The 25,097-nt window shown below is 72.4% G+C and carries 25 protein-coding genes; 17 read left to right on the top strand and 8 right to left on the bottom strand.

Going from position 1 to position 25,097, the window contains the following annotated elements:
- The first annotated feature begins 1 nt into the window (after position 1).
- From ACZ7LK_RS22100 to ACZ7LK_RS22115, 4 genes are all read left to right on the top strand, one after another.
- Positions 2–1,030 (top strand): LacI family DNA-binding transcriptional regulator, encoded by a 1,029-nt coding sequence (locus ACZ7LK_RS22100; protein WP_392274916.1) that lies wholly within the window; start codon positions 2–4, stop codon positions 1,028–1,030.
- Positions 1,031–1,214: 184 nt separating this feature from the next.
- Positions 1,215–2,198: a S1C family serine protease gene (locus tag ACZ7LK_RS22105; protein WP_392274915.1), complete on the top strand. Its 984-nt coding sequence runs from the start codon at positions 1,215–1,217 to the stop codon at positions 2,196–2,198.
- Positions 2,199–2,217: 19 nt separating this feature from the next.
- Positions 2,218–2,937 carry a response regulator transcription factor gene (locus ACZ7LK_RS22110; RefSeq protein ID WP_471142793.1) on the top strand — a complete coding sequence of 240 codons (720 nt, stop codon included), beginning with the start codon at positions 2,218–2,220 and terminating at the stop codon, positions 2,935–2,937.
- Entirely contained in the window at positions 2,934–4,361 is a 1,428-nt protein-coding gene (locus tag ACZ7LK_RS22115; protein ID WP_392274913.1) for a HAMP domain-containing sensor histidine kinase, read from the top strand. The genes ACZ7LK_RS22110 and ACZ7LK_RS22115 overlap by 4 nt, the downstream gene beginning before the upstream one ends.
- 196 nt (positions 4,362–4,557) lie before the next feature.
- Here the strand turns inward: ACZ7LK_RS22115 and ACZ7LK_RS22120 are convergent, their stop codons facing one another.
- Both ACZ7LK_RS22120 and ACZ7LK_RS22125 read right to left on the bottom strand, forming a co-directional pair.
- Positions 4,558–5,472: a phosphatidylinositol-specific phospholipase C gene (locus tag ACZ7LK_RS22120; RefSeq protein ID WP_471142796.1), complete on the bottom strand. Its 915-nt coding sequence runs from the start codon at positions 5,470–5,472 to the stop codon at positions 4,558–4,560.
- A 101-nt stretch (positions 5,473–5,573) separates the two neighbouring features.
- Complete coding sequence (locus ACZ7LK_RS22125; RefSeq protein WP_471142799.1) at positions 5,574–7,382, bottom strand: bifunctional metallophosphatase/5'-nucleotidase; 1,809 nt, start codon at positions 7,380–7,382, stop codon at positions 5,574–5,576.
- Between the two features lie 131 nt (positions 7,383–7,513).
- Between ACZ7LK_RS22125 and mshD the strand changes: the two genes are divergently transcribed.
- The 11 genes from mshD (at position 7,514) to pstB (ending at position 19,204) form a co-directional block, all read left to right on the top strand.
- Positions 7,514–8,452, top strand: a complete 939-nt coding sequence (gene mshD / locus ACZ7LK_RS22130; protein WP_392274910.1) for a mycothiol synthase — start codon at positions 7,514–7,516, stop codon at positions 8,450–8,452.
- A 92-nt stretch (positions 8,453–8,544) separates the two neighbouring features.
- Positions 8,545–8,931: a GntR family transcriptional regulator gene (locus ACZ7LK_RS22135; RefSeq protein WP_392275298.1), complete on the top strand. Its 387-nt coding sequence runs from the start codon at positions 8,545–8,547 to the stop codon at positions 8,929–8,931.
- Positions 8,928–9,821, top strand: a complete 894-nt coding sequence (locus ACZ7LK_RS22140) for an ABC transporter ATP-binding protein (protein ID WP_471142802.1) — start codon at positions 8,928–8,930, stop codon at positions 9,819–9,821. Before ACZ7LK_RS22135 ends, ACZ7LK_RS22140 begins: the two co-directional genes overlap by 4 nt.
- Complete coding sequence (locus tag ACZ7LK_RS22145; RefSeq protein WP_469461011.1) at positions 9,818–10,765, top strand: hypothetical protein; 948 nt, start codon at positions 9,818–9,820, stop codon at positions 10,763–10,765. Before ACZ7LK_RS22140 ends, ACZ7LK_RS22145 begins: the two co-directional genes overlap by 4 nt.
- Positions 10,766–10,939: 174 nt before the next feature.
- The gene (locus ACZ7LK_RS22150; protein WP_469461009.1) at positions 10,940–13,165 is read left to right on the top strand and encodes an RNA degradosome polyphosphate kinase; all 2,226 of its coding nucleotides are present in this window, start codon (positions 10,940–10,942) and stop codon (positions 13,163–13,165) included.
- Positions 13,152–14,111 carry a CHAD domain-containing protein gene (locus ACZ7LK_RS22155; protein WP_469461008.1) on the top strand — a complete coding sequence of 320 codons (960 nt, stop codon included), beginning with the start codon at positions 13,152–13,154 and terminating at the stop codon, positions 14,109–14,111. The genes ACZ7LK_RS22150 and ACZ7LK_RS22155 overlap by 14 nt, the downstream gene beginning before the upstream one ends.
- Positions 14,108–14,497, top strand: coding sequence for an NUDIX hydrolase (locus tag ACZ7LK_RS22160; protein ID WP_392274905.1), 390 nt, complete (start codon positions 14,108–14,110; stop codon positions 14,495–14,497). The genes ACZ7LK_RS22155 and ACZ7LK_RS22160 overlap by 4 nt, the downstream gene beginning before the upstream one ends.
- 597 nt (positions 14,498–15,094) lie before the next feature.
- Positions 15,095–16,225 carry a phosphate ABC transporter substrate-binding protein PstS gene (gene pstS, locus ACZ7LK_RS22165; RefSeq protein WP_392274904.1) on the top strand — a complete coding sequence of 377 codons (1,131 nt, stop codon included), beginning with the start codon at positions 15,095–15,097 and terminating at the stop codon, positions 16,223–16,225.
- Between the two features lie 112 nt (positions 16,226–16,337).
- Positions 16,338–17,327: a phosphate ABC transporter permease subunit PstC gene (gene pstC, locus ACZ7LK_RS22170; protein ID WP_392274903.1), complete on the top strand. Its 990-nt coding sequence runs from the start codon at positions 16,338–16,340 to the stop codon at positions 17,325–17,327.
- The gene (gene pstA / locus ACZ7LK_RS22175; protein ID WP_471142808.1) at positions 17,327–18,406 is read left to right on the top strand and encodes a phosphate ABC transporter permease PstA; all 1,080 of its coding nucleotides are present in this window, start codon (positions 17,327–17,329) and stop codon (positions 18,404–18,406) included. The genes pstC and pstA overlap by 1 nt, the downstream gene beginning before the upstream one ends.
- Before the next feature lie 21 nt (positions 18,407–18,427).
- Positions 18,428–19,204, top strand: coding sequence for a phosphate ABC transporter ATP-binding protein PstB (gene pstB / locus ACZ7LK_RS22180; protein ID WP_392274901.1), 777 nt, complete (start codon positions 18,428–18,430; stop codon positions 19,202–19,204).
- A gap of 209 nt (positions 19,205–19,413) precedes the next feature.
- On the opposite strand, the gene ACZ7LK_RS22185 is transcribed toward pstB, so the two are convergent.
- A complete protein-coding gene (locus ACZ7LK_RS22185; protein WP_392274900.1) occupies positions 19,414–20,412 on the bottom strand; it encodes an inorganic phosphate transporter in 999 nt (332 codons plus the stop codon).
- Between the two features lie 5 nt (positions 20,413–20,417).
- On the bottom strand, positions 20,418–21,038 hold the full coding sequence (locus tag ACZ7LK_RS22190) for a DUF47 domain-containing protein (protein ID WP_064067618.1): 621 nt from the start codon (positions 21,036–21,038) through the stop codon (positions 20,418–20,420).
- Between the two features lie 193 nt (positions 21,039–21,231).
- Here ACZ7LK_RS22190 and ACZ7LK_RS22195 point away from each other — a divergent pair, with 193 nt between their 5' ends.
- Positions 21,232–21,585 (top strand): metal-sensitive transcriptional regulator, encoded by a 354-nt coding sequence (locus ACZ7LK_RS22195; protein ID WP_392274899.1) that lies wholly within the window; start codon positions 21,232–21,234, stop codon positions 21,583–21,585.
- A 22-nt stretch (positions 21,586–21,607) separates the two neighbouring features.
- Here the strand turns inward: ACZ7LK_RS22195 and ACZ7LK_RS22200 are convergent, their stop codons facing one another.
- On the bottom strand, positions 21,608–21,793 hold the full coding sequence (locus ACZ7LK_RS22200) for a hypothetical protein (protein WP_392274898.1): 186 nt from the start codon (positions 21,791–21,793) through the stop codon (positions 21,608–21,610).
- Positions 21,794–21,893: 100 nt separating this feature from the next.
- On the bottom strand, positions 21,894–22,706 hold the full coding sequence (locus ACZ7LK_RS22205; protein WP_392274897.1) for an SCO4651 family lipoprotein: 813 nt from the start codon (positions 22,704–22,706) through the stop codon (positions 21,894–21,896).
- A gap of 130 nt (positions 22,707–22,836) precedes the next feature.
- Here ACZ7LK_RS22205 and ACZ7LK_RS22210 point away from each other — a divergent pair, with 130 nt between their 5' ends.
- Positions 22,837–23,019 (top strand): hypothetical protein, encoded by a 183-nt coding sequence (locus ACZ7LK_RS22210; protein WP_392274896.1) that lies wholly within the window; start codon positions 22,837–22,839, stop codon positions 23,017–23,019.
- 154 nt (positions 23,020–23,173) lie between these two features.
- Here ACZ7LK_RS22210 and ACZ7LK_RS22215 read toward each other — a convergent pair whose 3' ends face one another.
- Both ACZ7LK_RS22215 and ACZ7LK_RS22220 read right to left on the bottom strand, forming a co-directional pair.
- Positions 23,174–23,899, bottom strand: a complete 726-nt coding sequence (locus ACZ7LK_RS22215) for a phosphatase PAP2 family protein (RefSeq protein WP_471142814.1) — start codon at positions 23,897–23,899, stop codon at positions 23,174–23,176.
- 138 nt (positions 23,900–24,037) lie between these two features.
- Positions 24,038–25,051, bottom strand: a complete 1,014-nt coding sequence (locus ACZ7LK_RS22220; protein ID WP_392275297.1) for a C40 family peptidase — start codon at positions 25,049–25,051, stop codon at positions 24,038–24,040.
- Positions 25,052–25,097: the final 46 nt, after the last annotated feature.

Below are 25,097 nucleotides of genomic sequence, written 5' to 3' on the forward strand. Positions count from 1 at the left end.
CGTGGCCAAGGTGACGCGGGACGACGTGGCGCGACTGGCGGGTACTTCCACCGCGGTCGTGAGCTACGTCATCAACAACGGACCCCGGCCGGTCGCCCCGGCCACCCGCGAGCGCGTACTCGCGGCGATCAAGGAGCTGGGCTACCGGCCCGACCGCGTCGCGCAAGCCATGGCCTCGCGGCGCACGGACCTCATAGGCATGATCGTCCCCGACGCCCGGCAGCCGTTCTTCGCCGAGATGGCGCACGCGGTCGAACGGGCCGCCGCCGACCGCGGGAAGATGGTCCTCGTCGGCAACTCCGACTACCGCGACGAGCGCGAGATCCACTATCTGCGGGCCTTCCTCGGCATGCGGGTCGCCGGACTGATCCTGGTCAGCCAGGGCATGAGCGCGCGGGCCGCCCAGGAGATCGAGGCCTGGGACGCCCGGGTGGTGCTGCTCCACGAGCGGCCCGAGGCCCTCGACGACGTCGCCGTGGTCACCGACGACATCGGCGGCGCCCAGCTCGCCACCCGCCACCTCCTGGAGCACGGCCACGAGTACGTCGCCTGTCTCGGCGGCGTCGAGTCCACCCCGGCCGTGGGCGACCCGGTGGCCGACCACGAGGAGGGCTGGCGCCGCGCGATGCTGGAGTCCGGCCGCTCGGTGGAGGGCCGGCTCTTCCAGGCCCCGTACAACCGCTACGACGCCTACCAGGTGGCACTGAAGATCCTGTCCGGCCCCGACCGGCCGCCGGCGATCTTCTGCTCCACTGACGACCAGGCGATCGGCGTGCTCCGCGCGGCGCGCGAACTGCGGCTGGACGTGCCGGGCGACCTGGCCGTGGCGGGCTTCGACGACGTCAAGGAGGCCGCGCTCACGGACCCGCCGCTGACGACGATCTCCTCCGACCGCCCGGCGATGGCCCGCGCGGCGGTGGACCTGGTGCTGGACGACGGGCTGCGGGTGGCCGGGTCGCGCCGGGAGCGGGTCAAGCAGTTCCCCTCGGCGCTGGTGGTACGCCGCTCCTGCGGCTGCGACGGCGAGTAGTCGACGGCCAGTGGTCCCGGCAGCCCGGTGCCCCGGCGGCCCCGGTGCCGCCGCCCCGGGAGCCCCCGGTGTCCCGGGAGCCCCCGCCCCCGAGTGGCGCCCTTACATCGGGCATACGAGACTTTGCCCCTACTCTCAGGACGTCCTCAGACGTTTCTCATGGACGGCTCCGAGAGTCGTCCCCATGACGGACCACTTCTCCGGCGAGCCGCGCCAGGCCCCCGCCGCGTACCCGCCGCCTCCCGCGTACCCGCCCCACACACCCACCGCCCACCGCCGCCCCCGCAAGCCGGTGGCGCTGGTCGCGGCCGTGGCCCTGGTCGCCGCTCTCGTCGGCGGCGGCGCCTCCGCCCTCGTGGCCGAGCTCGGCGACGACGGCCCGGCCCCGTCTGCCGCCGGCGGCGGCGGGGTGACCGGCACCGGCGTGTCCCGGTCCAGCCGGGGCACCGTCGCCGGGGTGGCCCAGGAGGTGTCCCCGAGCATCGTGGAGATCAACGCGACGTCCACCGCGGGCGCCTCCACCGGCTCGGGCGTGATCATCACCGCCGACGGGGAGATCATCACCAACAACCACGTCATCGCCGGCGCCTCGGAGATCAAAGTCCGGCTCGGCGACGGCCGGACGCACACCGCCGCGGTGGTCGGCACCGACCCCGGCAAGGACCTGGCGCTGATCCGGCTGCGGGGCGCGTCCGGACTGAAGGCCGCCACGCTCGGCGACTCCGCCGAGGTCCGGGTCGGCGACCAGGTCGTCGCCATCGGGTCGCCGGAGGGTCTGACCGGCACCGTCACCAGCGGGATCGTCTCCGCGCTGGACCGGGACGTGACGGTGGCCAAGGAGGACGGAGGGCAGGACGGCGGGCAGCGGTCCGGCCCGAGCGGCCAGTGGCCTTTCGAGTTCGGCGGACAGCGGTTCAACGGGGACACGGGCGACTCCAGGACCACCTACAAGGCCCTCCAGACCGACGCCTCGCTCAACCCCGGCAACTCCGGCGGCGCGCTGATCGACATGAACGGCCGGGTCATCGGGATCAACTCCGCCATGTACGCGCCGAGCGCCGCCACCGGCTCCACCGCCGGCAGCGTCGGCCTCGGCTTCGCGATCCCGGTGAACACCGTCAAGGCGGACCTGGACGACCTCCGGTCGGGGTCCGGGGCGGGAACGTGACGCGTGCGACGCTGGCCCCATGAACACTGACGCCGACCGCATCCTGATCGTCGACGACGAGCCGGCCGTCCGCGAGGCGCTCCGGCGCAGTCTCGCCTTCGAGGGGTACGGGACGGACGTCGCCGTCGACGGCGCCGACGCGCTCGCCCGGATCGACGCGTACGCCCCCGACCTCGTCGTCCTGGACGTCCAGATGCCCCGGATGGACGGCCTGACCGCCGCCCGCCGCATCCGCGCCGCCGGCTCGACCGTCCCGATCCTGATGCTCACCGCCCGCGACACGGTCGGCGACCGGGTGACGGGCCTGGACGCGGGCGCGGACGACTACCTGGTCAAGCCGTTCGAGCTGGACGAGCTGTTCGCCCGGATCAGGGCCCTGCTGCGGCGCAGCTCGTACGCGGTGGTGTCCGGCGGTCAGGAACCCGAGGGCGACGTGCTGGCGTTCGCCGACCTGCGGATGGACCTGGCGACGCGCGAGGTGACGCGGGGCGGGCGGCAGGTGGAGCTGACGCGTACGGAGTTCACCCTGCTGGAGATGTTCCTGTCGCACCCCCGGCAGGTGCTGACCCGGGAGCAGATCCTCAAGTCCGTCTGGGGCTTCGACTTCGAGCCGAGCTCCAACTCCCTGGACGTGTACGTGATGTACCTGCGGCGCAAGACCGAGGCGGGCGGCGAGTCCCGCCTGGTGCACACCGTGCGGGGCGTGGGCTACGTACTGCGCGGGGGGAGCGCCGAGTGACCGGACCGGCCGGCCGCTTCCGCGCGCTGCCGCTGCGCTCGCGCCTCGCCCTGCTGACGGCCACGGCGGTCGCGGTGGCGGTCGCGGCGGTGGCGGTGACGTGCTGGTTCATGGTGCGTGACGCGCTGGTGGGGTCGCTGGACGACGCCCTGCGCGAGAACCGGGTGCTGCCCGCGTCGGTGGTCGCGGAGGTGCGGGCGGGCAACTGCCGGGCGCCGGGTTCGGTACCGCCCGAGCGCCCCAACCAGGACCTGTTCGACCAGACCATCCAGGTGGTCGACGCCAAGGGCGTCAGTTGCGTCATCGTCGGCCGGCAGTCGGTCCGGGTGACCGCCGACGACCTGGCGGTCGCCAACGGGCGCGCGGAGGAGACGGCGCACGACGCGCGGGCCTCCGACGGCTCGGACTACCGGGTCCTGACCTATCCCCTGCCGGGCTACTCCGGCGCGGTGTCCGTCGCCCGGCCGCTCAACGAGGTGGACGACGCGCTGAACACCCTCACCCTGGTGCTGGGCCTGGTCGCCGGCGTCGGGGTCGTCGGGGCGGGCGTCGCCGGTCTGTGGGTGGCCAGGACCGGGCTGAAGCCGGTGGACCGGCTGACCGGGGCGGTGGAGCACGTGGCGCGCACGGAGGACCTGACCGTACGCATCCCCGTCGACGGCGAGGACGAGATCGCCCGCCTGTCGCGGTCGTTCAACGCGATGACGGCCGCGCTGGCGTCCTCGCGGGACCGGCAGGCGCGGCTGATCGCCGACGCGGGGCACGAGCTGCGCACCCCGCTCACGTCGCTGCGCACCAACATCGAGCTGCTGGCGCGCAGCGAGGACACCGGGCGGGCGATCCCGCCGGAGGACCGGCGGGCCCTGATGGCGTCGGTGAAGGCCCAGATGACGGAACTGGCGGCGCTGATCGGCGACTTGCAGGAGCTGTCCCGGCCGGACGCGGCCGCCCCCGGGCGACTGGAGGTGGTGGCGCTGCACGAGGTGCTCGGCACGGCGCTGGCGCGGGTCCGGCTGCGGGGCCCGGAGCTGACCGTCTCGGCGGACGACGTGCGGCCCTGGTACGTGCGGGCCGAGCCGGCCGGGCTTGAGCGCGCATTTGTGAACGTGCTGGACAACGCGGTGAAGTTCTCGCCGCCCGGCGGCACGGTGGAGGTGGCCCTGGTGGGCGGCGAGCTGACGGTGCGGGACCACGGTCCGGGCGTCACGCCCGAGGAGTTGCCGCATGTGTTCGAGCGGTTCTGGCGGTCGCCGTCGGCGCGGAGCCTGCCCGGGTCGGGGCTCGGTCTGTCGATCGTGGCGCGGACGGTGCGGCGGGCGGGCGGTGAGGTGGCGCTCACGGCGGCGGAGGGCGGCGGTACGCGGGCGGTGATCCGGCTGCCGGGGGCGCCGACCCCGCCGCCGCCCGCACCGGGCACGTCCTGACAACGCGCCGGACGCGGCCCGACGCGGCCCGACGCGGCCCGGCCTGCCTAAGACGGCCCGGCACGGCCTGACACGGCGTACGGTCCCCGGCCGGGGCCGGTTCCCCCTCGGTCCCGGCCGGGTGTGTGCCTCCATAGCTATCCGGCCACGATCTCGTGGCGCAAACTCAGGGGGCCGGTATCCGCCATGACGTTTTTCACCGCGCTCCGGGGGAACCTCCGGCCGCGAAATCCCCTGCGTTGTGGCGGATCAGCGAGGCGACGAGTCCCGCGCGGGTGGTGGGGAAGTCCATGGGGACGATGCCGAGGCCCTGCCAGCCGCTCGCCTCGGCTCCGTCGAGGAAACCGTGCACGCGCGGGTTGAGGCGGTCGGCGTTCCAGCGGGGCGGCAGCAGCGCGGCGGTGGAGACGTGGTTGACGTACAGCTTCCCCGGCTGCGCGGCGGCCTTGCGGAAGTGCGCCTCGATCTTCGGGTACTTGGCGAAGGGCTCGGCCATGTAGTCGTCCTGGACGTCGAACAGCGCGCCGTCCCCGTACCGCACACCGGGCAGGCCGCCGTTGTCCGCGAGGAGCACGACCTTGCCGCGCGCCTCGCCGAGGGAGGGCAGGCCGTCGCCGATGCGGAAGAGGGGGCGCCAGCCCTTGGCGTCGAGGTAGAGGTCGAAGATCCGCCGGAAGGCGGCGTCGGACTCCTCGGAGTACTCCTGCTTCAGCCGCATCAGAACGGTCTCGGAGGGGTGCGTGGCGAGGAAGTCGCGGCAGGCGATGAGGATGTCGCCGAACATCTGGTTCTGGTAGTACGCCCCGTGGTGGATGGCGAAGGAGTCGCCGGTGACCCGGCACCGGACGTCCAGGTAGCGGATGCCGCTGCCGAGCTGCTGGGCGACGGTGGTGTTCTGGCAGGCGACCCACGGCCCGCCGGCGGGCGCGCCCGAGTTGTGGGTGCCGGGGATGGTCATGGCCCGCAGCGGGGTGGTGCCGGGGAGCGCGGCCATCCAGTCCTGGGTGCCGAGCGCCCGGGTGCGGGCGCGGGCGGGGGTGACCAGCAGGGCGGTCGCGAAGACGGCGGCGGTGCCCCCGAGGAAGCTCCGGCGGCTCAGGTCCGGTTCCATGCGCGGGAGTATGTCGCGTACACGTCAGCCAGGGAAGCGGGAGAACGGAAACGGGGCGACGGGACCGCTCACCGGCCCGCCGCCCCGCCCCCGGACACCCGCTACTTGACGACCGTGATCCGGTCGGCCTTCGGCGGCGCGATCGGCGCGCCCGCCGACGAGTTGGCCGCCAGGTAGGCGTTGAAGACGTCCAGGTCGGACGCGCCGACCAGCTTGTTCTTGCCCTGCGCCAGGGCCGGGAAGCCGTCGCCGCCGCCCGCGAGGAACTCGTTCATCGCGACGCGGTAGGTCTTCGCCGGGTCGAGCGCCTCACCGTTCAGCTTCACCGAGCCGTCCACGACCCGGGCCGCGCCCGTCTTGGTCATGTCCAGGGTGTACGTGAACCCCTTCGAGACCTGGAGGATCTTCGGCGAGGCCTCGTTCGCGCCGCTGACCTGCTGCTGGAGGGCGGCGACGAGCTGGGCGCCGGTGAGGTCGACCACGTTCATCATGTTGGTGAACGGCTGCACGGTGAACGCCTCCCCGTACGTCACCACCCCGTCGCCCTCGGCGCCGGACGCCTTGTACACCAGGTCCGAGCGGATGCCGCCCGGGTTCATCAGGGCGATCTGCGCCCCGCCCTTGTCGGCGGGGGCGAGCCCGGCGAGCTGCGCGTCGGTGATCAGGTCGCCGAGCGGCTTCTCGTAGTCCGTGGAGCCACGGCCGTTGATGTCGGCCGAGATGTAGCCCTGCGGCTTGTTGGCGATCGGCGCGGCCAGCGTGTTCCACCGCTGGATCAGCGAGGTCATGTCGGCGGCCTTCGGCACGTCACGCGAGACCACGCGGTTCGCGGACTTCACCGACGTGCGCACGATGTCCTTGGTGCGGCGGTCGTACGTCAGGGTCGTGTCCGTGTAGAGCTTGCCGTACGAGGCCGCCGAGGTGACCATGCGCGGCTTGCCGGACGGGTCCGGGATGGTGCACACGTACGCCTGGTGCGTGTGGCCGGTGACCAGCGCGTCGACCTGCGGGCTGAGCTTCTTGGCGATGTCGACGACCGGGCCGGAGATGCCGTCGCCGGCGCCCGGGCTGTCGCAGTCGTAGTTGTACGAGCCCGAGGCCGGGGCGCCGCCCTCGTGGATCAGGGCGACGATCGACTTGACGCCCTTGCGCTCCAGGACCTTGGTGTACTTGTTGATCGTCTCGACCTCGTCACCGAACTTCAGGCCCTTGACGCCCTCGGCGGTGACGATGTTCGGCGTGCCCTCCAGGGTCACCCCGATGAAACCGATCTTGACGCCCTTGCGCTCCCAGATGAAGTACGGGTCCAGGATCGGCCGGCCCGTCTTCTCGCTGGTCACGTTCGCCGCGAGGTACGGGAAGTTCGCGCCGGGGAAGGTCTTGCCCTCCTCGTAGCAGCCGCCGGTCGGGTGGCAGCCGCCGTTCTGCATCCGGGCCAGTTCCTTGGCCCCCTCGTCGAACTCGTGGTTGCCCACGGAGGTCACGTCGAGCTTCAGCTTGTTGAGCGCCTCGACGGTCGGCTCGTCGTGGAAGAGGCCCGACATCAGCGGCGAGGCGCCGATCATGTCGCCGGCGGCGGCGGTGATGGAGTACGGGTTGCCCGAGCGCGCGGTACGCAGGTGGGTGGCGAGGTACTCCACGCCGCCCGCGTCCGTCTTCGTGGTCGTGCCGTCCGGGTTCGTGCGGGTGACCTGCCCGGACGAACCGGCCGGCGGCTCCAGGTTGCCGTGCAGGTCGTTGAAGGAGAGCAGCTGCACGTCGACGGTGCGGCCCGGGTGGTGCGCGGTGGTGCGCCCCCGGTCGTCGGCGCCGGCCGGCAGGGCGGCGACCAGGGCGCCGACGGTGGCCAGTCCGGCGGCGCCGGCGAGTATCCGCCGTGCCGCACGATTCTTCTTGGGTGTCGCTGACATCTGTCCCCTCGTGGTCAACAAGTTGTGGGTGGCCCAGCGCAGCCTAGGGTCAACGCGCGTAGCGCAACAGGGGTGGCGGGTCACAAGGTCGTTGCTCCTCGGTGGCGTCACCCGGTCGTAGGCTCGTACGCATGACGACTGACGCCCCCGTACCGGCGCTCGAACCCGGCCGCCGCATCGACACCTTCGACGAGCTCACCCATGAGCAGGCCCAGGACGTCCTCGCCCTCCTCGCCGAAGCCGCCCGCACCGACGGCATGCAGGCCGTCTCCGAACAAGGGCGGCTCCAGCTCCGCGGCGGGCGGCGCGAAGGGGTGTCCCATCTGCTGCTCAGCGTCCGCGGCGACCTCGTCGGCTACGCCCAGCTCGAGGACACCGACCCGGTCGAGGCCCCGGCCGCCGAGCTGGTCGTCCACCCCTCCCACCGCGGCCGCGGCCACGGCCGGGCGCTGGGCTCCGCGCTGCTGGCCGCCTCGGGCAAGCGGCTGCGGGTCTGGGCGCACGGCGGCAAGTCGGCCGCCCGCCACCTCTCCCAGGTGCTCGGGCTGACCCTGTTCCGCGAACTGCGGCAGATGCGCCGGCCGCTCACCGACCTGTCGGACGTCCCCGAGCCGCTGTACCCCCCGGGCATCACCGTCCGCACCTTCGTCCCCGGCCAGGACGACGCCGCCTGGCTCGCCGTCAACGCGGCCGCCTTCGCCCACCACCCCGAGCAGGGCTCACTCACCCAGCGGGACCTCGACGACCGCAAGGCCGAGCCGTGGTTCGACCCGAAGGGCTTTTTCCTCGCCGTACGCGAGGACGACGGCGCCCTCATGGGCTTCCACTGGACGAAGGTGCACGCCGAGGAGCAGCTCGGCGAGGTCTACGTCGTCGGCGTCAGCCCCGAGGCCCAGGGCGGCGGCCTCGGCAAGGCCCTGACCGCCACCGGCCTCCGCCACCTGGCCGCGGAGGGCGTCCCCACGGCGATGCTTTACGTCGACGCCGACAACACGGCAGCGGTCCGCGTCTACGAGGGCATGGGCTTCACGACGCACGAGGTGGACCTGATGTACCGCTCGGAGACGTGACGCGGGCGGCCTGAGCGGGGCGGGGTGTTGACACCTCGCCCTCTCTTGCACCACCCTTTCACTACTTGATTAGTGAAAGGGTGGTGCACGACATGGTCGAGTACCGCATCGACCGGCGCAGTGGCGTCGCCACCTACCTCCAGATCGTCCAGCAGACCAAACAGGCGCTGCGCCTGGGCCTGTTGGAACCCGGCGACAAGCTGCCCACAGCCCGCGAGGTCGTCGAAGCCACCGCCATCAACCCGAACACGGTGCTCAAGGCCTACCGCGAACTGGAACGGGAGGGCTTCGTCGAAGCCCGCCGGGGCCTCGGCACCTTCGTACGGAAGACCCTGGGCAGCGCCCCCGCCGACTCCCCGCTGCGCGGCGAACTCGCCGACTGGGCCGCCCGCGCCCGCGCGGCCGGACTGGAGCGGGACGACCTGACGGCGCTCCTCGCCTCCGTACTGGAACAGCTCTACGAGGGGGACGACACATGACCAGCGCCCTGGAGGCCCACGGCCTCACCAAACGCTTCGGCCGGCGGCGCGACCCCGCCCTGCGCGACTGCGCCTTCCGGCTCCCCGCGGGCCGGATCTGCGCGCTCGTCGGGCCCAACGGCGCGGGCAAGTCCACGCTCCTCGCCCTGGCCGCCGGCCTCACCCGGCCCACCACCGGCACCGTCCGGGTCCTCGGCACCGACCCCGGCTCCGCCCGCCACCGCCTGGCGTACGTCGCCCAGGACAAGCCGCTGTACCCGCACCTCACGGTCGCCGAGACGCTCCGCATGGGCGCCGGGCTCAACCCCGGCCGCTGGGACGCCGAGGCGGCGGACCGCGTCGCCGGCCCGCTCGACCGCGACGCCCGCGTCCGCACCCTCTCCGGCGGCCGGCGCACCCGCCTGGCGCTCGCCCTCGCCCTTGGCAAGCGACCCGAACTGCTCCTGCTCGACGAGCCGATGGCCGACCTCGACCCGCTCGCCCGTCATCAGCTCATGGGCCTGCTCATGGCGGACGCGGCCGAGCGCGGCACGACCGTGGTGATGTCCTCGCACATCCTCGGCGAACTCGAGGACGTCTGCGACCACCTGCTCCTCGTCGACGGCGGCCGGGTCCGCCTCGGCGGCGGCATCGACGACATCCTCGCCGCCCACACCCTGCTCACCGGCCCGGTCGCCGACCTCGCCCCGCACACGGTCGTGGAGTGCCGCGTCACCGGCCGCCAGCTCACCGCGCTCGTCCGCCACGACGGCCCGGTCGACCGCACGTCCTGGCACACCACCGCACCGTCCCTGGAGGACCTGTTGCTCGCCCACCTCCGCGCACCCGAGGCCCCGCCGCTCCTCACCCCCGACGCGACCCCGGTCGCGGACGGGGCGGTGGCGGCATGAGCGCGCTCGCCCCGCGGGGGCTGACCTGGACCGTGCTGCGGGTGCACCGCGCCGGCCTGCTCGCCGGCACGGCCCTCTTCGCCCTGTCCGCCGCCGCACTGGTGTGGCTGTACGGGGCCGGCCAGGAGGCCGCGCGGACCGACACCCCATGCGGCTCGACGGGCCTGCCGTCCTGCTCCCCCTTCCCTCCCGGGCTGTTGGACGACTTCTCCGGAAACATGAGCCGGGCGGCGACCCTCCTCGCCTGGGCCCCGCCCTTGCTGGCCGGCTTCGCGGGCGCGGCGCTGATCTGCGGGGAACTCCGGCGCGGTACCGCCGGCCTGGTCTGGACGCAGTCCGTCACCCCGCGCCGCTGGCTCGCCACCGAACTCCTGGTGCCCGCCGTGGGCATCGCCGCCGGGCTGACCGCGCTCTCCCTGCTCTACCGCCGCGCCCGGGGCACCGACGCCGCCGCGCTGGGCGACCGGTGGTACTACCCGGACGTCTTCGTGGCACTGGGCCCCGCGCTCCCGGCGTACGCGCTGCTCGCCCTCGCCCTCGGAGCGCTCGGAGCCCTGCTGACGCGGCGGGTGCTGCCCGCCGGGGGCATCGCCCTCGCCGTCACCGGACTCGTCATGGTGCTCGGCGAACGGTGGCGTGACCGGCTGTGGCCGCCCGCCGAGGTCGTGTGGAAGAACTCGCGGGGGGAGGTCGGAGGGGGATCCTGGGGGCTCGAACACGGGCTGGTCACGCCGACCGGCCGGCGTATCCCGGAGTGCCTCGAGGCCGGCACCCCGGGGCAGGCGTGGTGCTACGAGGCCCGCTCCGCCCGCCAGTGGTACGAGCTGTACCACCCGGGCTCGCACTTCTGGCCCCTCCAGCTCGTCGAGACCGGCATCGTCCTCGCCCTCGCGGCCCTGGCCACCCTGATCGCCTTCCGCGCGCTGCGCCGTCACCACGCGTGACCTCGCCGGCGGGGGCGGACGGCCAGGGCCCGGGTCCGGGCGGCCGCCCCCAGCACGTCACGTCACCGTTACCGACCATTCAGACACGCTTGCGAAGCTCGCTCAATGAAGCCCGCCGTGTCCGCGGCCCCCTCCGACGCGCTTGACCAGCCCATCGCGCGGAAGAATGGTGCCATGAGCCAGCAGCCCGCCGAGGTCCAGGTCCCGCACTCCCAGCCGTCCGTCGGTTCCATCGCCGCGCACCGGCCGCACACCGTCGCCCACGCGCCCGTGTCCGACCTGGCCCGGGACCTCGACGCCGATCTCGACCCGTACGAGGAGGACGGCGCCGGGGCCGAACTCCCCTCCGGCCGGTTCCTCGACCGCGAGCGGAGCTGGCTGGCGTTCAACGAACGGGTGCTGGAGCTCGCCGAGGACCCGGCGACCCCCCTCCTCGAACGGGCGAACTTCCTCGCGATCTTCGCCTCGAACCTCGACGAGTTCTTCATGGTCCGCGTGGCCGGCCTCAAGCGCCGCATCGCCACCGGCGTCGCCACCCGCTCCGCGTCCGGGCTCCAGCCCCGCGAGGTCCTGGACCTGATCTGGACCCGCTCCCGCGAGCTCATGGCCCGGCACGCCGCCTGCTTCCAGCAGGACATCGCCCCCGCCCTGGCCGACGAGGGCATCCACCTCATCCGCTGGCCCGAGCTGACCGAGAAGGAGCAGGCCCGCCTCTTCACCCTGTTCCGCCAGCAGATCTTCCCGGTCCTCACCCCGCTCGCCGTCGACCCCGCCCACCCCTTCCCGTACATCTCCGGCCTCTCCCTCAACCTGGCCGTCGTCGTCCGCAACCCCGTCAGCGGCCACCGCCACTTCGCCCGCGTCAAGGTCCCGCCGCTGCTCTCCCGCTTCCTGGAGGCCTCCCCGCACCGGTACGTCCCCCTGGAGGACGTCATCGCGGCGCACCTGGAAGAGCTGTTCCCCGGCATGGAGGTGCTCGCGCACCACATGTTCCGGGTGACCCGCAACGAGGACCTGGAGGTCGAGGAGGACGACGCCGAGAACCTCCTCCAGGCCCTGGAGAAGGAGCTCATGCGGCGCCGCTTCGGGCCCCCGGTGCGCCTGGAGGTCGAGGAGTCGATAGACCCGTACGTCCTCGACCTCCTCGTCCGCGAGCTGAAGGTCTCCGACGCCGAGGTCTACCCGCTGCCCGGCCCGCTGGACCTCACCGGCCTGTTCGGGATCTCCGCCCTGGACCGGCCGGAGCTGAAGTACCCCAAGTTCGTCGCCGGCACCCACCGCGACCTGGCGGAGGTCGAATCGGCGTCCGCCCCCGACATCTTCGCCGCCCTGCGCGAACGGGACGTCCTGCTCCACCACCCGTACGACTCCTTCTCCACCTCCGTCCAGGCCTTCCTGGAACAGGCCGCGGGCGACCCCGACGTCCTCGCCATCAAGCAGACGCTCTACCGCACCTCCGGCGACTCCCCGATAGTCGACGCCCTCATCGACGCCGCCGAGTCCGGCAAGCAGGTCCTCGTCCTCGTGGAGATCAAGGCCCGCTTCGACGAACAGGCCAACATCAAGTGGGCCCGCAAGCTGGAGGAGGCGGGCTGCCACGTCGTCTACGGACTCGTCGGCCTCAAGACCCACTGCAAGCTGTCGCTGGTCGTCCGCCAGGAGGGCGAGACGCTCCGCCGCTACAGCCACGTCGGCACCGGCAACTACCACCCCAAGACCGCCCGGCTGTACGAGGACCTCGGCCTGCTGACCGCCGACCCCCAGGTCGGCGCCGACCTGTCCGACCTGTTCAACCGGCTCTCCGGCTACTCGCGCCGCGAGACCTACCGCCGCCTCCTCGTCGCCCCCAAGTCGCTGCGCGACGGCCTGGTCTCCCGCATCAACAAGGAGATCGTCCACCACCGGGCCGGACGGCCCGCCCACGTCCGCATCAAGGTCAACTCGATGGTCGACGAGGCCGTCATCGACGCCTGCTACCGCGCCTCGCAGGCCGGCGTACCGGTGGACATCTGGGTACGCGGCATCTGCGCCGTACGGCCCGGGGTGGCCGGCCTGTCGGAGAACATCCGCGTCCGATCGGTCCTCGGACGCTTCCTGGAACACTCCCGCATCTTCGCCTTCGGCAACGGCGGCGAGCCCGAAGTCTGGTTCGGCAGCGCCGACATGATGCACCGCAACCTCGACCGCCGCATAGAGGCCCTGGTGCGGGTGTCCGACCCGGCCCACCGGGCCGCCCTCAACCACCTGCTGGACACCGGCATGTCCGACACCACCTCGTCCTGGCACCTCGGACCGGACGGGGACTGGACGCGGCACGCGACCGACCACGACGGCCAGCCCCTGCGGCACGTCCAGGAGATGCTGATCGACGCGCGGAGGCGCCGACGTGCTCAACCCTGACCGCATCCCCGCCGGCTCCGCCGCCGAGGTCCTCTCGCCCTACCTCCACGCCCGGGCGGCCGACTTCCTCCGCAGCCTGCGCCACCACACCGAGTGCGGCGCCGACACCGCCGGCGCGGAGGAGGCCGCCCGGGGGCTGCGCGCCGCCGCCCGGCGCATCAGCGGGACGCTGCACACCTTCCGGCCCCTGCTGGACGCCGCCTGGGCGGACCAGCTCCGCACCGAACTCGCCTGGCTCTCCGGCACCCTCGCCGCCGAGCACGCCTGCACGTCACGGCTGGTCCGGCTCGTCGACGCGCTCGCCCGGCTCTCCGGCGGTACGGCGACGGTCCCGTCGCCCCGGACGCCCCGGACGCCCCGCGGCGACGGATCCGGCGCCGAGGCCCTGTCCGTGGGCGCCGCGCGGGCCGGGGCGCTGCTGGAACGGCAGCTCACCCTCGCCCGGACCCGTGCCCACTCCGCCGCGCTCCAGGCGCTGGGCTCGTCCCGGTTCCACGCGGTCGCCGACGCCGTGGCACTGCTCGCCTCCGACGTGCCGCTCGGCCCCGCCGCTGCCGCGCCCGCCACCGAGGTGCTCGGCCCGCCCGCCGAGGCCGTCGAGCGGCGCCTGCTGGACGCGGTGGCCGCCCTGCCCATGGCCCCCGCCGTGGGCGGCGAACAACTCGACGGGCCCTGGCACCACACCCGCCTCCTGCTGCGACTGCACCGGTACGCGGGCGAGGTGCGGGGCGCCGAGCCCCGGCTGTACGAGGCGGGGCGGGCGCTGGACCGCCACCGGGACGCCGCCGAGGCGGCCGCCGCCGCCGCGACCGCCGCGCGCACGCCGCGCATCGCCCCCGCGACCGCGTACGCGCTCGGCGTGCTCCACGCGGACCAGCGGCACGACGTGGAGGCGGCGCGGTACGCCTTCCAGCGCGCCTGGCAGCGCACGGCGGTGACGACGTGATCCGGGCGGCGGGCTGCGTACTGTGGCGCCACGCCCCGTCCGGCGACGGCATCGAACTGGCGGTCATCCACCGCCGGAAGCACAAGGACTGGTCGCTGCCCAAGGGCAAACTGGAGCCCGGCGAGGAATCCCGGCAGGCCGCGATCCGCGAGGTGCTGGAGGAGACCGGCATGACGTGCGCCCCGGGGGCGGAACTGCCCACCGCCCGGTACGAGGTGAACGGCCGCCCCAAGGAGGTCCGCTACTGGGCCGCCGAGGCGACGGGCGGGACGTTCCGCCCCAACCGCGAGGTGGACGAGCTTCTCTGGCTCGCCCCCGACGCCGCCCGGGCCCGCCTCACCTACGCCAAGGACAAGGCCCTGGTCGCCGCCCTCCTGACCCGATAACCCGGACGACCGCCCCGGTCCGGCCCCACCGTGCCCGGTGCGCGGCGCCCCGGCACCCCACCCGTGCCCGGGGCCCGTGCGCGGTGCCTGCCGGTGGGTGGGGGGGTGTGGCCCACCCAGCGCAACCCAACCCGCCGTAAGGCCACACGCCCCACCGGCCACGCCACGCCCCCGCCCGCCGGGGCCACGCGCCCGGGTCACACCCGCGGGTTACGCCCCGTCCACGGGCCCGACCCCCGCCCGGGTGGCGCGGGTACCGAACCGCGCACCGCACGCGCGGGGCGCACGCCCCCGTCGCGGCCGTCCCGCGACGCCCCGCGCGGCCCGCAGCACACGGCCCCGCCCCGCACAAGGGGCACCGCCGGGCGGCCCGGCGCCGCCGGACAATGAGCCGCGCACCCCCTCACCACGGCTTCCGGCACGGTTCACCTGCCGTTCACTCTCCTCCGTCGGCCGCTTCACCTGTTCTGCCTAATTTCAGCCGTGCACGGTGAATGACGCCGCTCCGCTCAGGGCGCCACCCACCACCCACTCCCCGACACACGCCGCCCCGCGACGCCAGACCGGACCGGCGGCTCCTGGAAGGAACACCCGAAAGTGAAGCTTCAGCGCAAGACCGGGCTTCGCGCCACCGCGCTCGGCGCCCTCGCCGTCTCCGGCGCCCTGGTCCTCACGGCGTGTGGTTCGGACGACAACACCGGCACCGCCGACGGCGGCAAGAAGACCGGGGCCGCGTCGAACATCGCGTGCGAGGGCGCCAAGGGCCAGCTCCTGGCCTCCGGTTCCTCCGCGCAGAAGAACGCCATGGACCTGTGGGTCAAGAACTACATGGCCGCCTGCACCGGTGTGGAGATCAACTACAAGTCCTCCTCCTCCGGTGAGGGCATCGTCGCGTTCAACCAGGGCACCGTCGGCTTCGCCGGTTCCGACTCCGCGCTCAAGCCGGAGGAGGTCGCCGAGTCGAAGAAGGTCTGCAAGGGCGGGCAGGGCATCAACCTGCCGATGGTCGGCGGCCCGATCGCGATCGGCTACAACCTGCCCGGCGTGAAGGACCTCGTCCTGGACGCCCCCACCATCGCCAAGATCTTCAACGACAAGATCAAGAAGTGGGACGACGAGGCGATCGCCAAGCTCAACCCGGACGCCAAGCTGCCCAGCACCCCGATCCAGGCCTTCCACCGCTCCGAGGACTCCGGCACCACCCAGAACCTCGGCAAGTACCTCGGCAAGGCCGCCAAGGCCGACTGGGCCTACGAGGCCGAGAAGAAGTGGCCCGCCCCCGGCGGCCAGGCCGCGTCCGGCTCCTCCGGCGTCGCCGCCCAGGTGAAGCAGGCCGAGGGCGCCATCGGCTACTTCGAGCTGAGCTACGCCGCCTCGCAGAACATCCCGACCGTCCAGATCGCCACCGGCGCCTCCGCCCCCGTCGCGGCCACCTCGGAGAACGCCTCCAAGGCCATCGCCGCCGCCAAGGTAAAGGGCACCGGCAAGGACCTGGCGCTCGACCTGGACTACACGACCAAGGCCGAGGGCGCGTACCCGATCGTCCTGGTCACCTACGAGGTCGTCTGCGACACCGGCAACAAGGCCGAGACCCTCTCCACGGTCAAGTCCTTCCTGACGTACACCGCCTCCGAGGAGGGCCAGAAGGTCCTCTCCGAGGCCGGCTACGCCCCGATCCCCGCCGAGATCAACTCCAAGGTCCGCGAGACGGTCAACGGCCTGAAGTAACCGTCCGCACGGGCCGGCCCGGCCGCTCGCCGGGCCGGCCCCCACCCCATCCGGTGCACCGCCGCCAGGGGAGCCGCCACGGCGGACTTCCCCCACACAGACCGGAAAGACCATGGCTATAACGACTGACAACGCACCGGCCCCACCGGTCGCCGGGAAGCCGGGCCCCACCTCCACCGGCCGCGCGGGCGACAAGGTCTTCGTGGGCCTCTCCCGGGGCTCGGGCATCCTCCTCCTGGTGATCATGGCGTCGATCGCCGTGTTCCTCACCTACCGCGCCTCGCTGGCCCTCGCCGAGAACGACGGCAACTTCCTCACCACCTTCGACTGGAACCCGGCCGGGCAGCCCCCCGTCTTCGGCATCGCGGTGCTGCTCTTCGGCACGATCGTGAGCTCGGTCGTCGCGATGGTGATCGCGGTCCCGATCGCCGTCGGCATCGCGCTGTTCATCTCGCACTACGCGCCCCGCAAGCTCGCCGCGCCCCTCGCGTACGTGGTCGACCTGCTGGCCGCCGTGCCGTCGATCATCTACGGCATCTGGGGCGCCCTCTTCCTCGTCCCGTACCTGGAGGGCCTGAACCTCTGGCTGGACGACTTCCTGGGCTGGACGTACCTCTTCGAGAAGACCGAGGTCGGCGTCGCCCGGTCGCTGTTCACCGTCGGGATCCTGCTGGCCATCATGATCCTGCCGATCGTGACCAGTGTCAGCCGTGAGGTCTTCCTCCAGGTGCCGCGCATGAACGAGGAGGCCGCGCTGGCCCTCGGCGCCACCCGCTGGGAGGTCATCCGCCTGTCCGTGCTGCCGTTCGGCCGCTCCGGCGTCATCTCCGCCTCGATGCTGGGCCTCGGCCGCGCGCTGGGCGAGACGATGGCCGTCGCGACGGTGCTCTCCCCGAGCTTCGTGATCTCGCTCCACCTGCTCAACCCGGGCGGCGGTACGTTCGCCCAGAACATCGCCGCGAAGTTCGACGAGGCCAACGAGCTGGGGCGGGACGCCCTGATCGCCTCCGGCCTGGTGCTCTTCGTCCTCACCCTGCTGGTCAACGGCGCGGCCCGCCTGATCATCGCGCGCCGCAAGGAGTACTCGGGGGCGAACGCCTGATGAGCGACGTGATCCAGGACGCGGTACCCGCCCAGGCCGCCACGGCCCCGCGCAAGGGCACCCTCAGCCAGCGCCACCTGCCGCGCTGGGCGCCGGCCGGCTTCGCCGCCGTGGCGGTCGCCCTCGGCATCGGCATCGGCGCGGGCGCCGGGCTGCACAGCCGTATCCAGTGGGGCCTGATCGCCGCCGCGCTGTTCGTCGTCGTCTCATACACCGTGACCTCGGCCGTCGAGAACCGGCGCCAGGCCAAGGACCGGCTCGCCACCAGCGTCGTCTGGGTGTGCTTCCTGCTCGCGGTCGTCCCGCTGCTGTCGCTGATCTGGACGACGGTCAGCCGGGGCCTGAAGGTCCTCGACGGGTACTTCCTCAGCCACTCCATGGCCGGCGTCCCCGGCTTCGAGGCCGGCGGCGGTGTGTACCACGCCCTGATCGGCACCCTGGAGCAGGTCGGCCTCGCCACCCTCGTCTCGGCGCCGATCGGCCTGCTGACGGCCGTCTACCTGGTCGAGTACGGCAGGGGCACGCTCGCCAAGGCCGTGACGTTCTTCGTCGACGTCATGACGGGCATCCCGTCGATCGTCGCCGGCCTGTTCATCCTCTCGATCATGCTGATCGCAGGGCTGGCGCCGTCCGGCCTGATGGGCGCGCTGGCGCTGGCGATCCTGATGATCCCGGTCGTGGTCCGCTCCACGGAGGAGATGCTCAAGCTCGTCCCGAACGAGCTGCGGGAGGCGGCGCTGGCGCTCGGCGTACCGAAGTGGCGCGTCATCCTGAAGGTGGTCATCCCCACCGCGATCGGCGGCATCACCACCGGTGTGATGCTCGCGATCGCCCGTATCGCCGGTGAGACCGCCCCGATCATGCTCCTGGTCTTCGGCAGCCAGTTGATCAACACCAACCCCTTCGAAGGCGCTCAGTCCTCGCTCCCCTTCTACATCTGGGAGCAGTACAGGGTCGGCAGTGAGGCGTCGTACGACCGCGCCTGGGCCGCCGCGCTCGTCCTGATCGCCTTCGTCATGATCCTCAACCTGGTCGCCCGCGGCATCGCCCGCTGGAAGGCCCCGAAGACCGGCCGCTGAGGCCACCCGGAAGTGAGTGAAATGGCCAAGCGAATCGACGTCAGCGGCCTCACCGCCTATTACGGCTCCCACAAGGCGATCGACGACATCTCCATGACCGTCGAGCCCCGCTCCGTGACGGCCTTCATCGGCCCCTCGGGCTGCGGCAAGTCCACCTTCCTGCGCACCCTGAACCGGATGCACGAGGTCACCCCCGGCGGCCGCGTCGAGGGCAAGGTGATGCTGGACGACGAGAACCTGTACGGCAGGGACGTCGACCCGGTGGCCGTGCGCCGTACGGTCGGCATGGTGTTCCAGCGCCCCAACCCCTTCCCCACCATGTCGATCTTCGACAACGTGGCGGCGGGGCTGCGGCTCAACGGCTCGTACCGCAAGAACCAGCTCGCGGAGGTCGTCGAGCGGTCCCTCAAGGGGGCGAACCTGTGGAACGAGGTCAAGGACCGCCTCAACAAGCCCGGCTCCGGCCTCTCCGGCGGCCAGCAGCAGCGCCTGTGCATCGCCCGGGCGATCGCGGTGGAGCCGGACGTCCTGCTGATGGACGAGCCGTGCTCGGCGCTGGACCCGATCTCCACGCTCGCCATCGAGGACCTGATCAGCGAGCTGAAGGAGCGGTTCACGATCGTCATCGTGACCCACAACATGCAGCAGGCGGCCCGCGTGTCGGACCGTACCGCCTTCTTCAACCTGGCGGCGGTGGGCCAGCCGGGCAAGCTGGTCGAGATCGACGAGACGGAGCGCATCTTCTCCAACCCGTCGGTCCAGGCCACGGAGGACTACATCTCGGGCCGCTTCGGGTAGGCGCCGCCCCCGGGGTCGTCCCGGACCGGGCGTTGCGGGCCGGGGGCGTCCCGGGCCGTGGCGGGCGGGGGGTGCGCGCGGGTGCGTCCGCCCCACCCGCCCGAAGGCCCCCACACGTCCTGCGGTGCTGCATGGCGGTGCCACCGCACGGCGCAGGGCCCGCCCCCTGTCCCGGGGGCGGGCCCATTGACGTCACGCTCGCGGGAACGTCAGCCGAAGACCAGCTGCACCACGAAGTAGCTCGCCGCCGCGACCAGGGCGGCCGCCGGCATGGTGATGAACCAGCCGAGGATGATGTTCTTGGCGACGCCCCAGCGCACCGCGTTGACCCGCTTCGTCGCCCCCACGCCCATGATCGCGGACGTGATGACGTGCGTCGTCGAGATCGGCGCGTGGAAGAGGAACGCCGAGCCGAACATGATCGACGCGCCCGTGGTCTCCGCGGCGAACCCCTGCGGCGGGTCCAGCTCGATGATCTTGCGGCCCAGGGTGCGCATGATGCGCCAGCCACCCGCGTACGTACCCAGCGACAGCATCACCGCGCAGGCGATCTTGACCCAGATCGGGATCGCGTCGCCCGCGTCCTGCACATCGGCGATGACGAGCGCCATGACGACGATGCCCATCGTCTTCTGGGCGTCCTGGAGGCCGTGGCCCAGGGCCATGCCGGCCGCCGAGACCGTCTGCGCGATACGGAAGCCGCGCTTGGCCTTGTGCGGGTTGGACTTGCGGAAGCACCACAGGATCACGCACATCACCAGGTAGCCGACCACCAGGCCGACCACCGGCGACACGAACATCGGGATGACGACCTTGTCGACGACGCCCGACCAGATCACTTCCGTACCGCCGGCCAGCGCCGCGCCCACCATGCCGCCGAACAGGGCGTGGGAGGACGACGAGGGCAGGCCGAAGTACCAGGTGACCAGGTTCCAGACGATCGCGCCGACCAGCGCCGCGAAGAGGATGCCCATGCCCCGCGAGCCCTCGGGCGTCGCGATCAGGCCCTCGCTCACGGTCTTGGCGACGCCGCTGCCCAGGAAGGCACCGGCGAGGTTCATCACCGCGGCCATGGCGAGCGCCGCGCGGGGGGTGAGGGCCCGGGTGGAGACCGACGTGGCGATGGCGTTCGCCGAGTCGTGGAAGCCGTTCGTATATGTGAAGCCGAGCGCGACACCGATGGTCACGACCAGTGCGAAGGTGTCCACGAAGCTCAGGACTCCTTGACCGCGATGGTCTCCACCGTGTTGGCCACGTGCTCGAACGCGTCGGCGGCCTCTTCCAGCACGTCCACGATCTGCTTCAGCTTGAGCACCTCGATGGCGTCGTACTTGCCGTTGAAGAGGTGGGCGAGCAGCTTGCGGTGGATCTGGTCCGCCTGGTTCTCCAGCCGGTTGACCTCGATCCAGTACTCGGTGAGGTTGGTCATCGTCCGCAGGTGCGGCATGGCCTCGGCGGTCAGCTCGGCCGCCCGCGCCAGGACCTCGATCTGCTGCTCGACGCCCTTGGGCAGTTCCTCGACGTTGTAGAGGACGACCAGGTCGACGGCCTCCTCCATGAAGTCCATGATGTCGTCGAGCGACGAGGCGAGGGAGTAGATGTCCTCGCGGTCGAACGGCGTGATGAAGGAGGAATTGAGCTGGTGGAAGATCGCGTGGGTCGCGTCGTCGCCCGCGTGCTCCGCTGCCCGCATCCGCTCCGCGATCTCGGCCCGGGCGGAATGTTCCGCTCCGAGCAGTTCCATCAGGAGCTTGGAGCCCGTGACGATGTTGTCCGCGGACGCGGAGAACATGTCGTAGAAGCTCGTCTCCCTGGGGGTCAGACGAAAGCGCACGTGGGGTCCTCTAGGTGCATGGGTTTCGGTCAGGCTGATGCTAGGCGCATCATCCGGCCACGGCTAACCGGCGTTCTTCAGTGTCGCCCATCAGGCACAGTGAACAGAACCGGCCCCCGCCACCTTCGGCAAAGGATCGGTACCATATACCCATGAGGGGTATACAAACCCTTACGTACAACGGGAGGACGCGATGACGACCACCGAGGCGGCCGGCCTTCCGGTCACGGAGCCCGGCGCCGCCGGGACGGAGCACGACCACGGCGTGCACGGCTATCACGAGCAGAAGGGCGAGCACCTCAAGCGCCTGCGCCGCATCGAGGGCCAGATCCGGGGCCTCCAGCGCATGGTCGACGAGGACGTCTACTGCATCGACATACTCACCCAGGTCTCCGCGTCCACCAAGGCCCTCCAGTCCTTCGCGCTCCAGCTCCTGGAGGAGCACCTCCGGCACTGCGTCGCCGACGCCGCCGTCAAGGGCGGGGACGAGATCGACGCCAAGGTCGAGGAGGCCACGAAGGCGATCGCGAGGATGCTGCGCACCTGAAGCCGGGCGGGCGGGCCGGACGTCACCGGGGCGCGGCGGACCCGCCGCGCCCCTCGGGTATCACCTTGAGCACCTCGTCGATGAGGTCCGCGCTGAGCCGCTCCCCGTCCGTGGCGGAGGCCGCGATCATCAGCTCACCGCACAGCTCGATCTCGGCGAGGGCCACGTGGTCCTGGACTGTCGTCGGAGTGGGCGGGGCCACGCGCATCACCTCTTCCTGCCGGGTGTCGGCTTCCCAGCGTAGGGAGCGCGACACGGACCGCGCATGGCACGTCCGGACCATTCTTCCGATGGTCAGGCCCTGACGCTCAGGCCTTGATCCGGCCCGCGTAGATGTCCTCGCGGGGCGGCAGCCGTACGGTGACGGGGGCGCCGAACCCGTACAGAAGCGTCGTCGAGGCGACCGCGACCGTCCGCCCCTGGTTGGTGAAACTGAACTGGTGGCGCACCTTGCGCAGCCGCCCCTCGGCGTCCAGGTACGCGTCGAACGGCACCGTGTCCCTGGCGAACCCTTTCGCCGCCGCCGCCAGCGCCCCGCGCACCTGCGGGGAGGCGGCCCGCGCGGCCCGGCCCAGGTCGCTCACGCCCCGGTAGTGCGTGACCGGCACCCCCGCGAGCTCCTCCTCGCCGACGTACGTCACCTCGCGCGCGCCGAGCAGCAGCTCGGCGGCGGCCGCCGGGTCGGTCGCCCCGCCGGTGACGAGGTTGCCGTCCGCCAGGGCGGTGGTGTCGACACGGACCCACTTGTCGGCGGGGACGCCGGCACCCCGGTTCTTCATGTAGAGCGCGCCGGGGACGAGGAGCTCGGTGATCGGACGGTGCCCGTCCGCCCCGGAGGGGTCCTCGGGCAGCACGACCTTGAGCTGCCCGTACCGCCGGACGAAGTCGTAGGCGCCCTCGCCCCGGATGGTGACCCGCGTCCCGCCGGTCGCCATCTCCATGGACGTACGCGCCTGGGACGTGCCCGCCCGCGTCAGCGCCCCGGGGGCCTCGCGCACCGCGTCGCCCGGGTCCGCACCCGGCGAGGCGTCGGCCGCGGCCGAACACCCGGTGACCATCGCGCCCATCACGGCGGCAGCGACGGCGATCGCGCCGCTCCTGCGCCCCTGCTGCACCACCATCGCCTGCCAACCCCCAACACGTGCCGCCGGCTGCCCGGGACCCCCGCCCCTCCCCACGCCCCGAGGGTCGGGGATACCGCACCCGGTTAACGACCGCACGGGCGCCCCGTCACGCCGGTACCGTGGAGCCGTGCACGCGCATGACCAGACGCCCGCCGTCCAGGACGTCCACAACACCACGACCACGGAACGCGGTTCGTTCGCCGTCGCCCGCTGCACCTGCGGCTGGAGCGGGCCGGCGAGGCGGTCGAGGGACCGGGCCCGGCTGGACGCGGCCACGCACGCGGCGACGCCCCCGCCCCCGTCCGGCTGAGCACCGGCGCGTCCGCGCCGCGGGGCGGGCGAGGCGACCGGACCGGGGGCCCGGGGCGGGCCGGGACCGAGCGGGCCCGTGGCTGTGCGCCGGGGGCCCGGGTGGGGGCCGCGTCAGCGCGCGTACAGGGCGCCGCGGGCCAGGCGAGAACCCCCTAGGCCGCCAGGTCGTTCTCGCCGGTGGCCGAGGCGGAGCCGGAGCCGATCCGCGGCTCGGCGATGTCCAGCGTCTCGTGCCGCTCCCGCACGGGCGCCTTCCGCGACCGTACGAGCCGGGCGGCCCGCCCGGAGCGGGCGACGGCCGACACCAGCGGCGTCAGCAGCGCGAGGGAGACGGGCGCCAGCAGCAGCGCCACCGCCGTACCGAGGGCGAAGCCCCCGACGACGTCCGTCGGGTAGTGCACGCCCATGTAGACGCGGCAGAAGCCCTCGAGGAGGGCGAGGCCGATCGCGGCGAAGCCGAAGCGGCGGTCGGCGACGAACACCCCGACACCGATGGCCATCGCCATGGTGGCGTGGTCGCTCACGAACGAGAAGTCGGTCTTCCCGGCCACCAGCACTTCCAGTCCCTGGTGGTCCTTGAACGGCCGCGGACGCTCCACGAACCCGCGGATCGGGATGTTGACGAGCAGGGCGAGACCGGCGGCGAGAGGCGCCCAGACGAGACCCGCGACGGCGGCGACGGAGTCCTCCGCCGTCCCCCGGCGGCGCACGCTCCACCAGCACCAGAGCACGACCAGCACCATCGCCAGCATGATCCCGTACTCGCCGGTGAACTCCATGACGCGGTCGAACCAGGAAGGGGCGTCCTTCGCCAGGCCGTTGATGTCGTAGAGCAGGCCGACATCGGGGTTCGAACCGTCCGATGCGAGTCCAGCCATCTGCCGCGGCCCCTTGCCTTGTGTCACCTGGTCAGTGTCGTCATGGTCAGTCCAGGGAACGACCCGCGGGAGGGGTACGTTCCACTCTCCACGGAACGATCACCATGACGTTATCGAAGAGTGATGCGACGGCGCAGCTCAGGGCCGTGCCGTGGGGAGCGCTTTCGCGCCATCCTCGGTCACCCGGGTGGCCCCGAAGTAGTCGGGTGTGTCGATCTTGTCGAACCGGATGACGGCCCCGGTGTACGGGGCGTTGATCATGTACCCGCCCCCGACGTAGAGCCCGACGTGGCGGATGGCGCGCGAATCGTTCAAGTCATCCGAGAAGAAAACCAGATCGCCCGGCAGCAGCTCCTCCCGCGAGGGGTGCGGACCGGCGTTGTACTGGTCGTTGGCGACGCGCGGCAGGTCGATGCCCACCGTACGGAACGCGGCCTGCGTCAGCCCCGAACAGTCGAACCGCCCCTGCTGCTCGGGCGTTCCGTTGCCGCCCCAGAGGTAGGGCGTGCCGAGCTTCTGCTGGGCGAAGTGGATCGCCCCGGCCGCCTGGCGCGAGGGTTCCACCCGGCCGACGGGCCGCGCGAAGCTGGTCTCCAGGGAGCGGATGATCCGGACGTAGTTCCGCGTCTCGCTGATGCCGGGCACCCCGCCGGCCTTTATCACCCGGTAGGCGCCGGCGTTGTAGGCGGCGAGCATGTTGTTGGTGCGGTCGCCGGGCACGTCCTTCACGTACCCGGCCAACTCGCAGTCGTAGGAGGCGGCGGACGGGATGGCGTCCGCCGGGTCCCACACGTCCCGGTCGCCGTCCTTGTCGCCGTCGATGCCGTGCCCGGCCCAGGTGCCGGGGATGAACTGGGCGATGCCCCGGGCGTCGGCGGGGCTGACCGCCCGGGGGTTCCACCCGCTCTCCTGGTAGAGCTGCGCGGCGAGCAGCGCGGGGTTGATGGCGGGGCACAGGTTGCCCCACTTCTGCACCAGCGGCTGGTACGCGGCGGGCACGGCGCCCTTGGCCAGCCCGACGGCCCCGTTGAGGGCGCCTCCGGCCCCGCCGAGGAGCCCCGCGGCGGCGGAGTACGTCCCGACGACCAGCAGCGCGACGAAGCTCAGGCACGCCCCGACGGACACCCCGGCGATCAGCCACGCCTTACGCACCGTCAACCACCCCTCGCCGTGTGGCAGTCCACCGAGCGACAGTGTA

The sequence above is a fragment of the Streptomyces sp. NPDC039423 genome (genome assembly GCF_055598725.1).

Bases quoted from the DNA above. Each gene is read 5' to 3' on its own strand.
- ACZ7LK_RS22135 (WP_392275298.1), top strand. From the start codon at position 8,545: ATGGTCGAGTACCGCATCGACCGGCGCAGTGGCGTCGCCACCTACCTC.
- ACZ7LK_RS22105 (WP_392274915.1), top strand. From the start codon at position 1,215: ATGACGGACCACTTCTCCGGCGAGCCGCGCCAGGCCCCCGCCGCGTAC.
- ACZ7LK_RS22125 (WP_471142799.1), bottom strand. From the start codon at position 7,382: ATGTCAGCGACACCCAAGAAGAATCGTGCGGCACGGCGGATACTCGCC.
- ACZ7LK_RS22120 (WP_471142796.1), bottom strand. From the start codon at position 5,472: ATGGAACCGGACCTGAGCCGCCGGAGCTTCCTCGGGGGCACCGCCGCC.
- ACZ7LK_RS22205 (WP_392274897.1), bottom strand. From the start codon at position 22,706: ATGGTGGTGCAGCAGGGGCGCAGGAGCGGCGCGATCGCCGTCGCTGCC.
- ACZ7LK_RS22150 (WP_469461009.1), top strand. From the start codon at position 10,940: ATGAGCCAGCAGCCCGCCGAGGTCCAGGTCCCGCACTCCCAGCCGTCC.
- ACZ7LK_RS22110 (WP_471142793.1), top strand. From the start codon at position 2,218: ATGAACACTGACGCCGACCGCATCCTGATCGTCGACGACGAGCCGGCC.
- ACZ7LK_RS22145 (WP_469461011.1), top strand. From the start codon at position 9,818: ATGAGCGCGCTCGCCCCGCGGGGGCTGACCTGGACCGTGCTGCGGGTG.
- ACZ7LK_RS22215 (WP_471142814.1), bottom strand. From the start codon at position 23,899: ATGGCTGGACTCGCATCGGACGGTTCGAACCCCGATGTCGGCCTGCTC.
- pstA (WP_471142808.1), top strand. From the start codon at position 17,327: ATGAGCGACGTGATCCAGGACGCGGTACCCGCCCAGGCCGCCACGGCC.
- pstB (WP_392274901.1), top strand. From the start codon at position 18,428: ATGGCCAAGCGAATCGACGTCAGCGGCCTCACCGCCTATTACGGCTCC.
- ACZ7LK_RS22195 (WP_392274899.1), top strand. From the start codon at position 21,232: ATGACGACCACCGAGGCGGCCGGCCTTCCGGTCACGGAGCCCGGCGCC.
- ACZ7LK_RS22200 (WP_392274898.1), bottom strand. From the start codon at position 21,793: ATGCGCGTGGCCCCGCCCACTCCGACGACAGTCCAGGACCACGTGGCC.
- pstC (WP_392274903.1), top strand. From the start codon at position 16,338: ATGGCTATAACGACTGACAACGCACCGGCCCCACCGGTCGCCGGGAAG.
- ACZ7LK_RS22140 (WP_471142802.1), top strand. From the start codon at position 8,928: ATGACCAGCGCCCTGGAGGCCCACGGCCTCACCAAACGCTTCGGCCGG.
- mshD (WP_392274910.1), top strand. From the start codon at position 7,514: ATGACGACTGACGCCCCCGTACCGGCGCTCGAACCCGGCCGCCGCATC.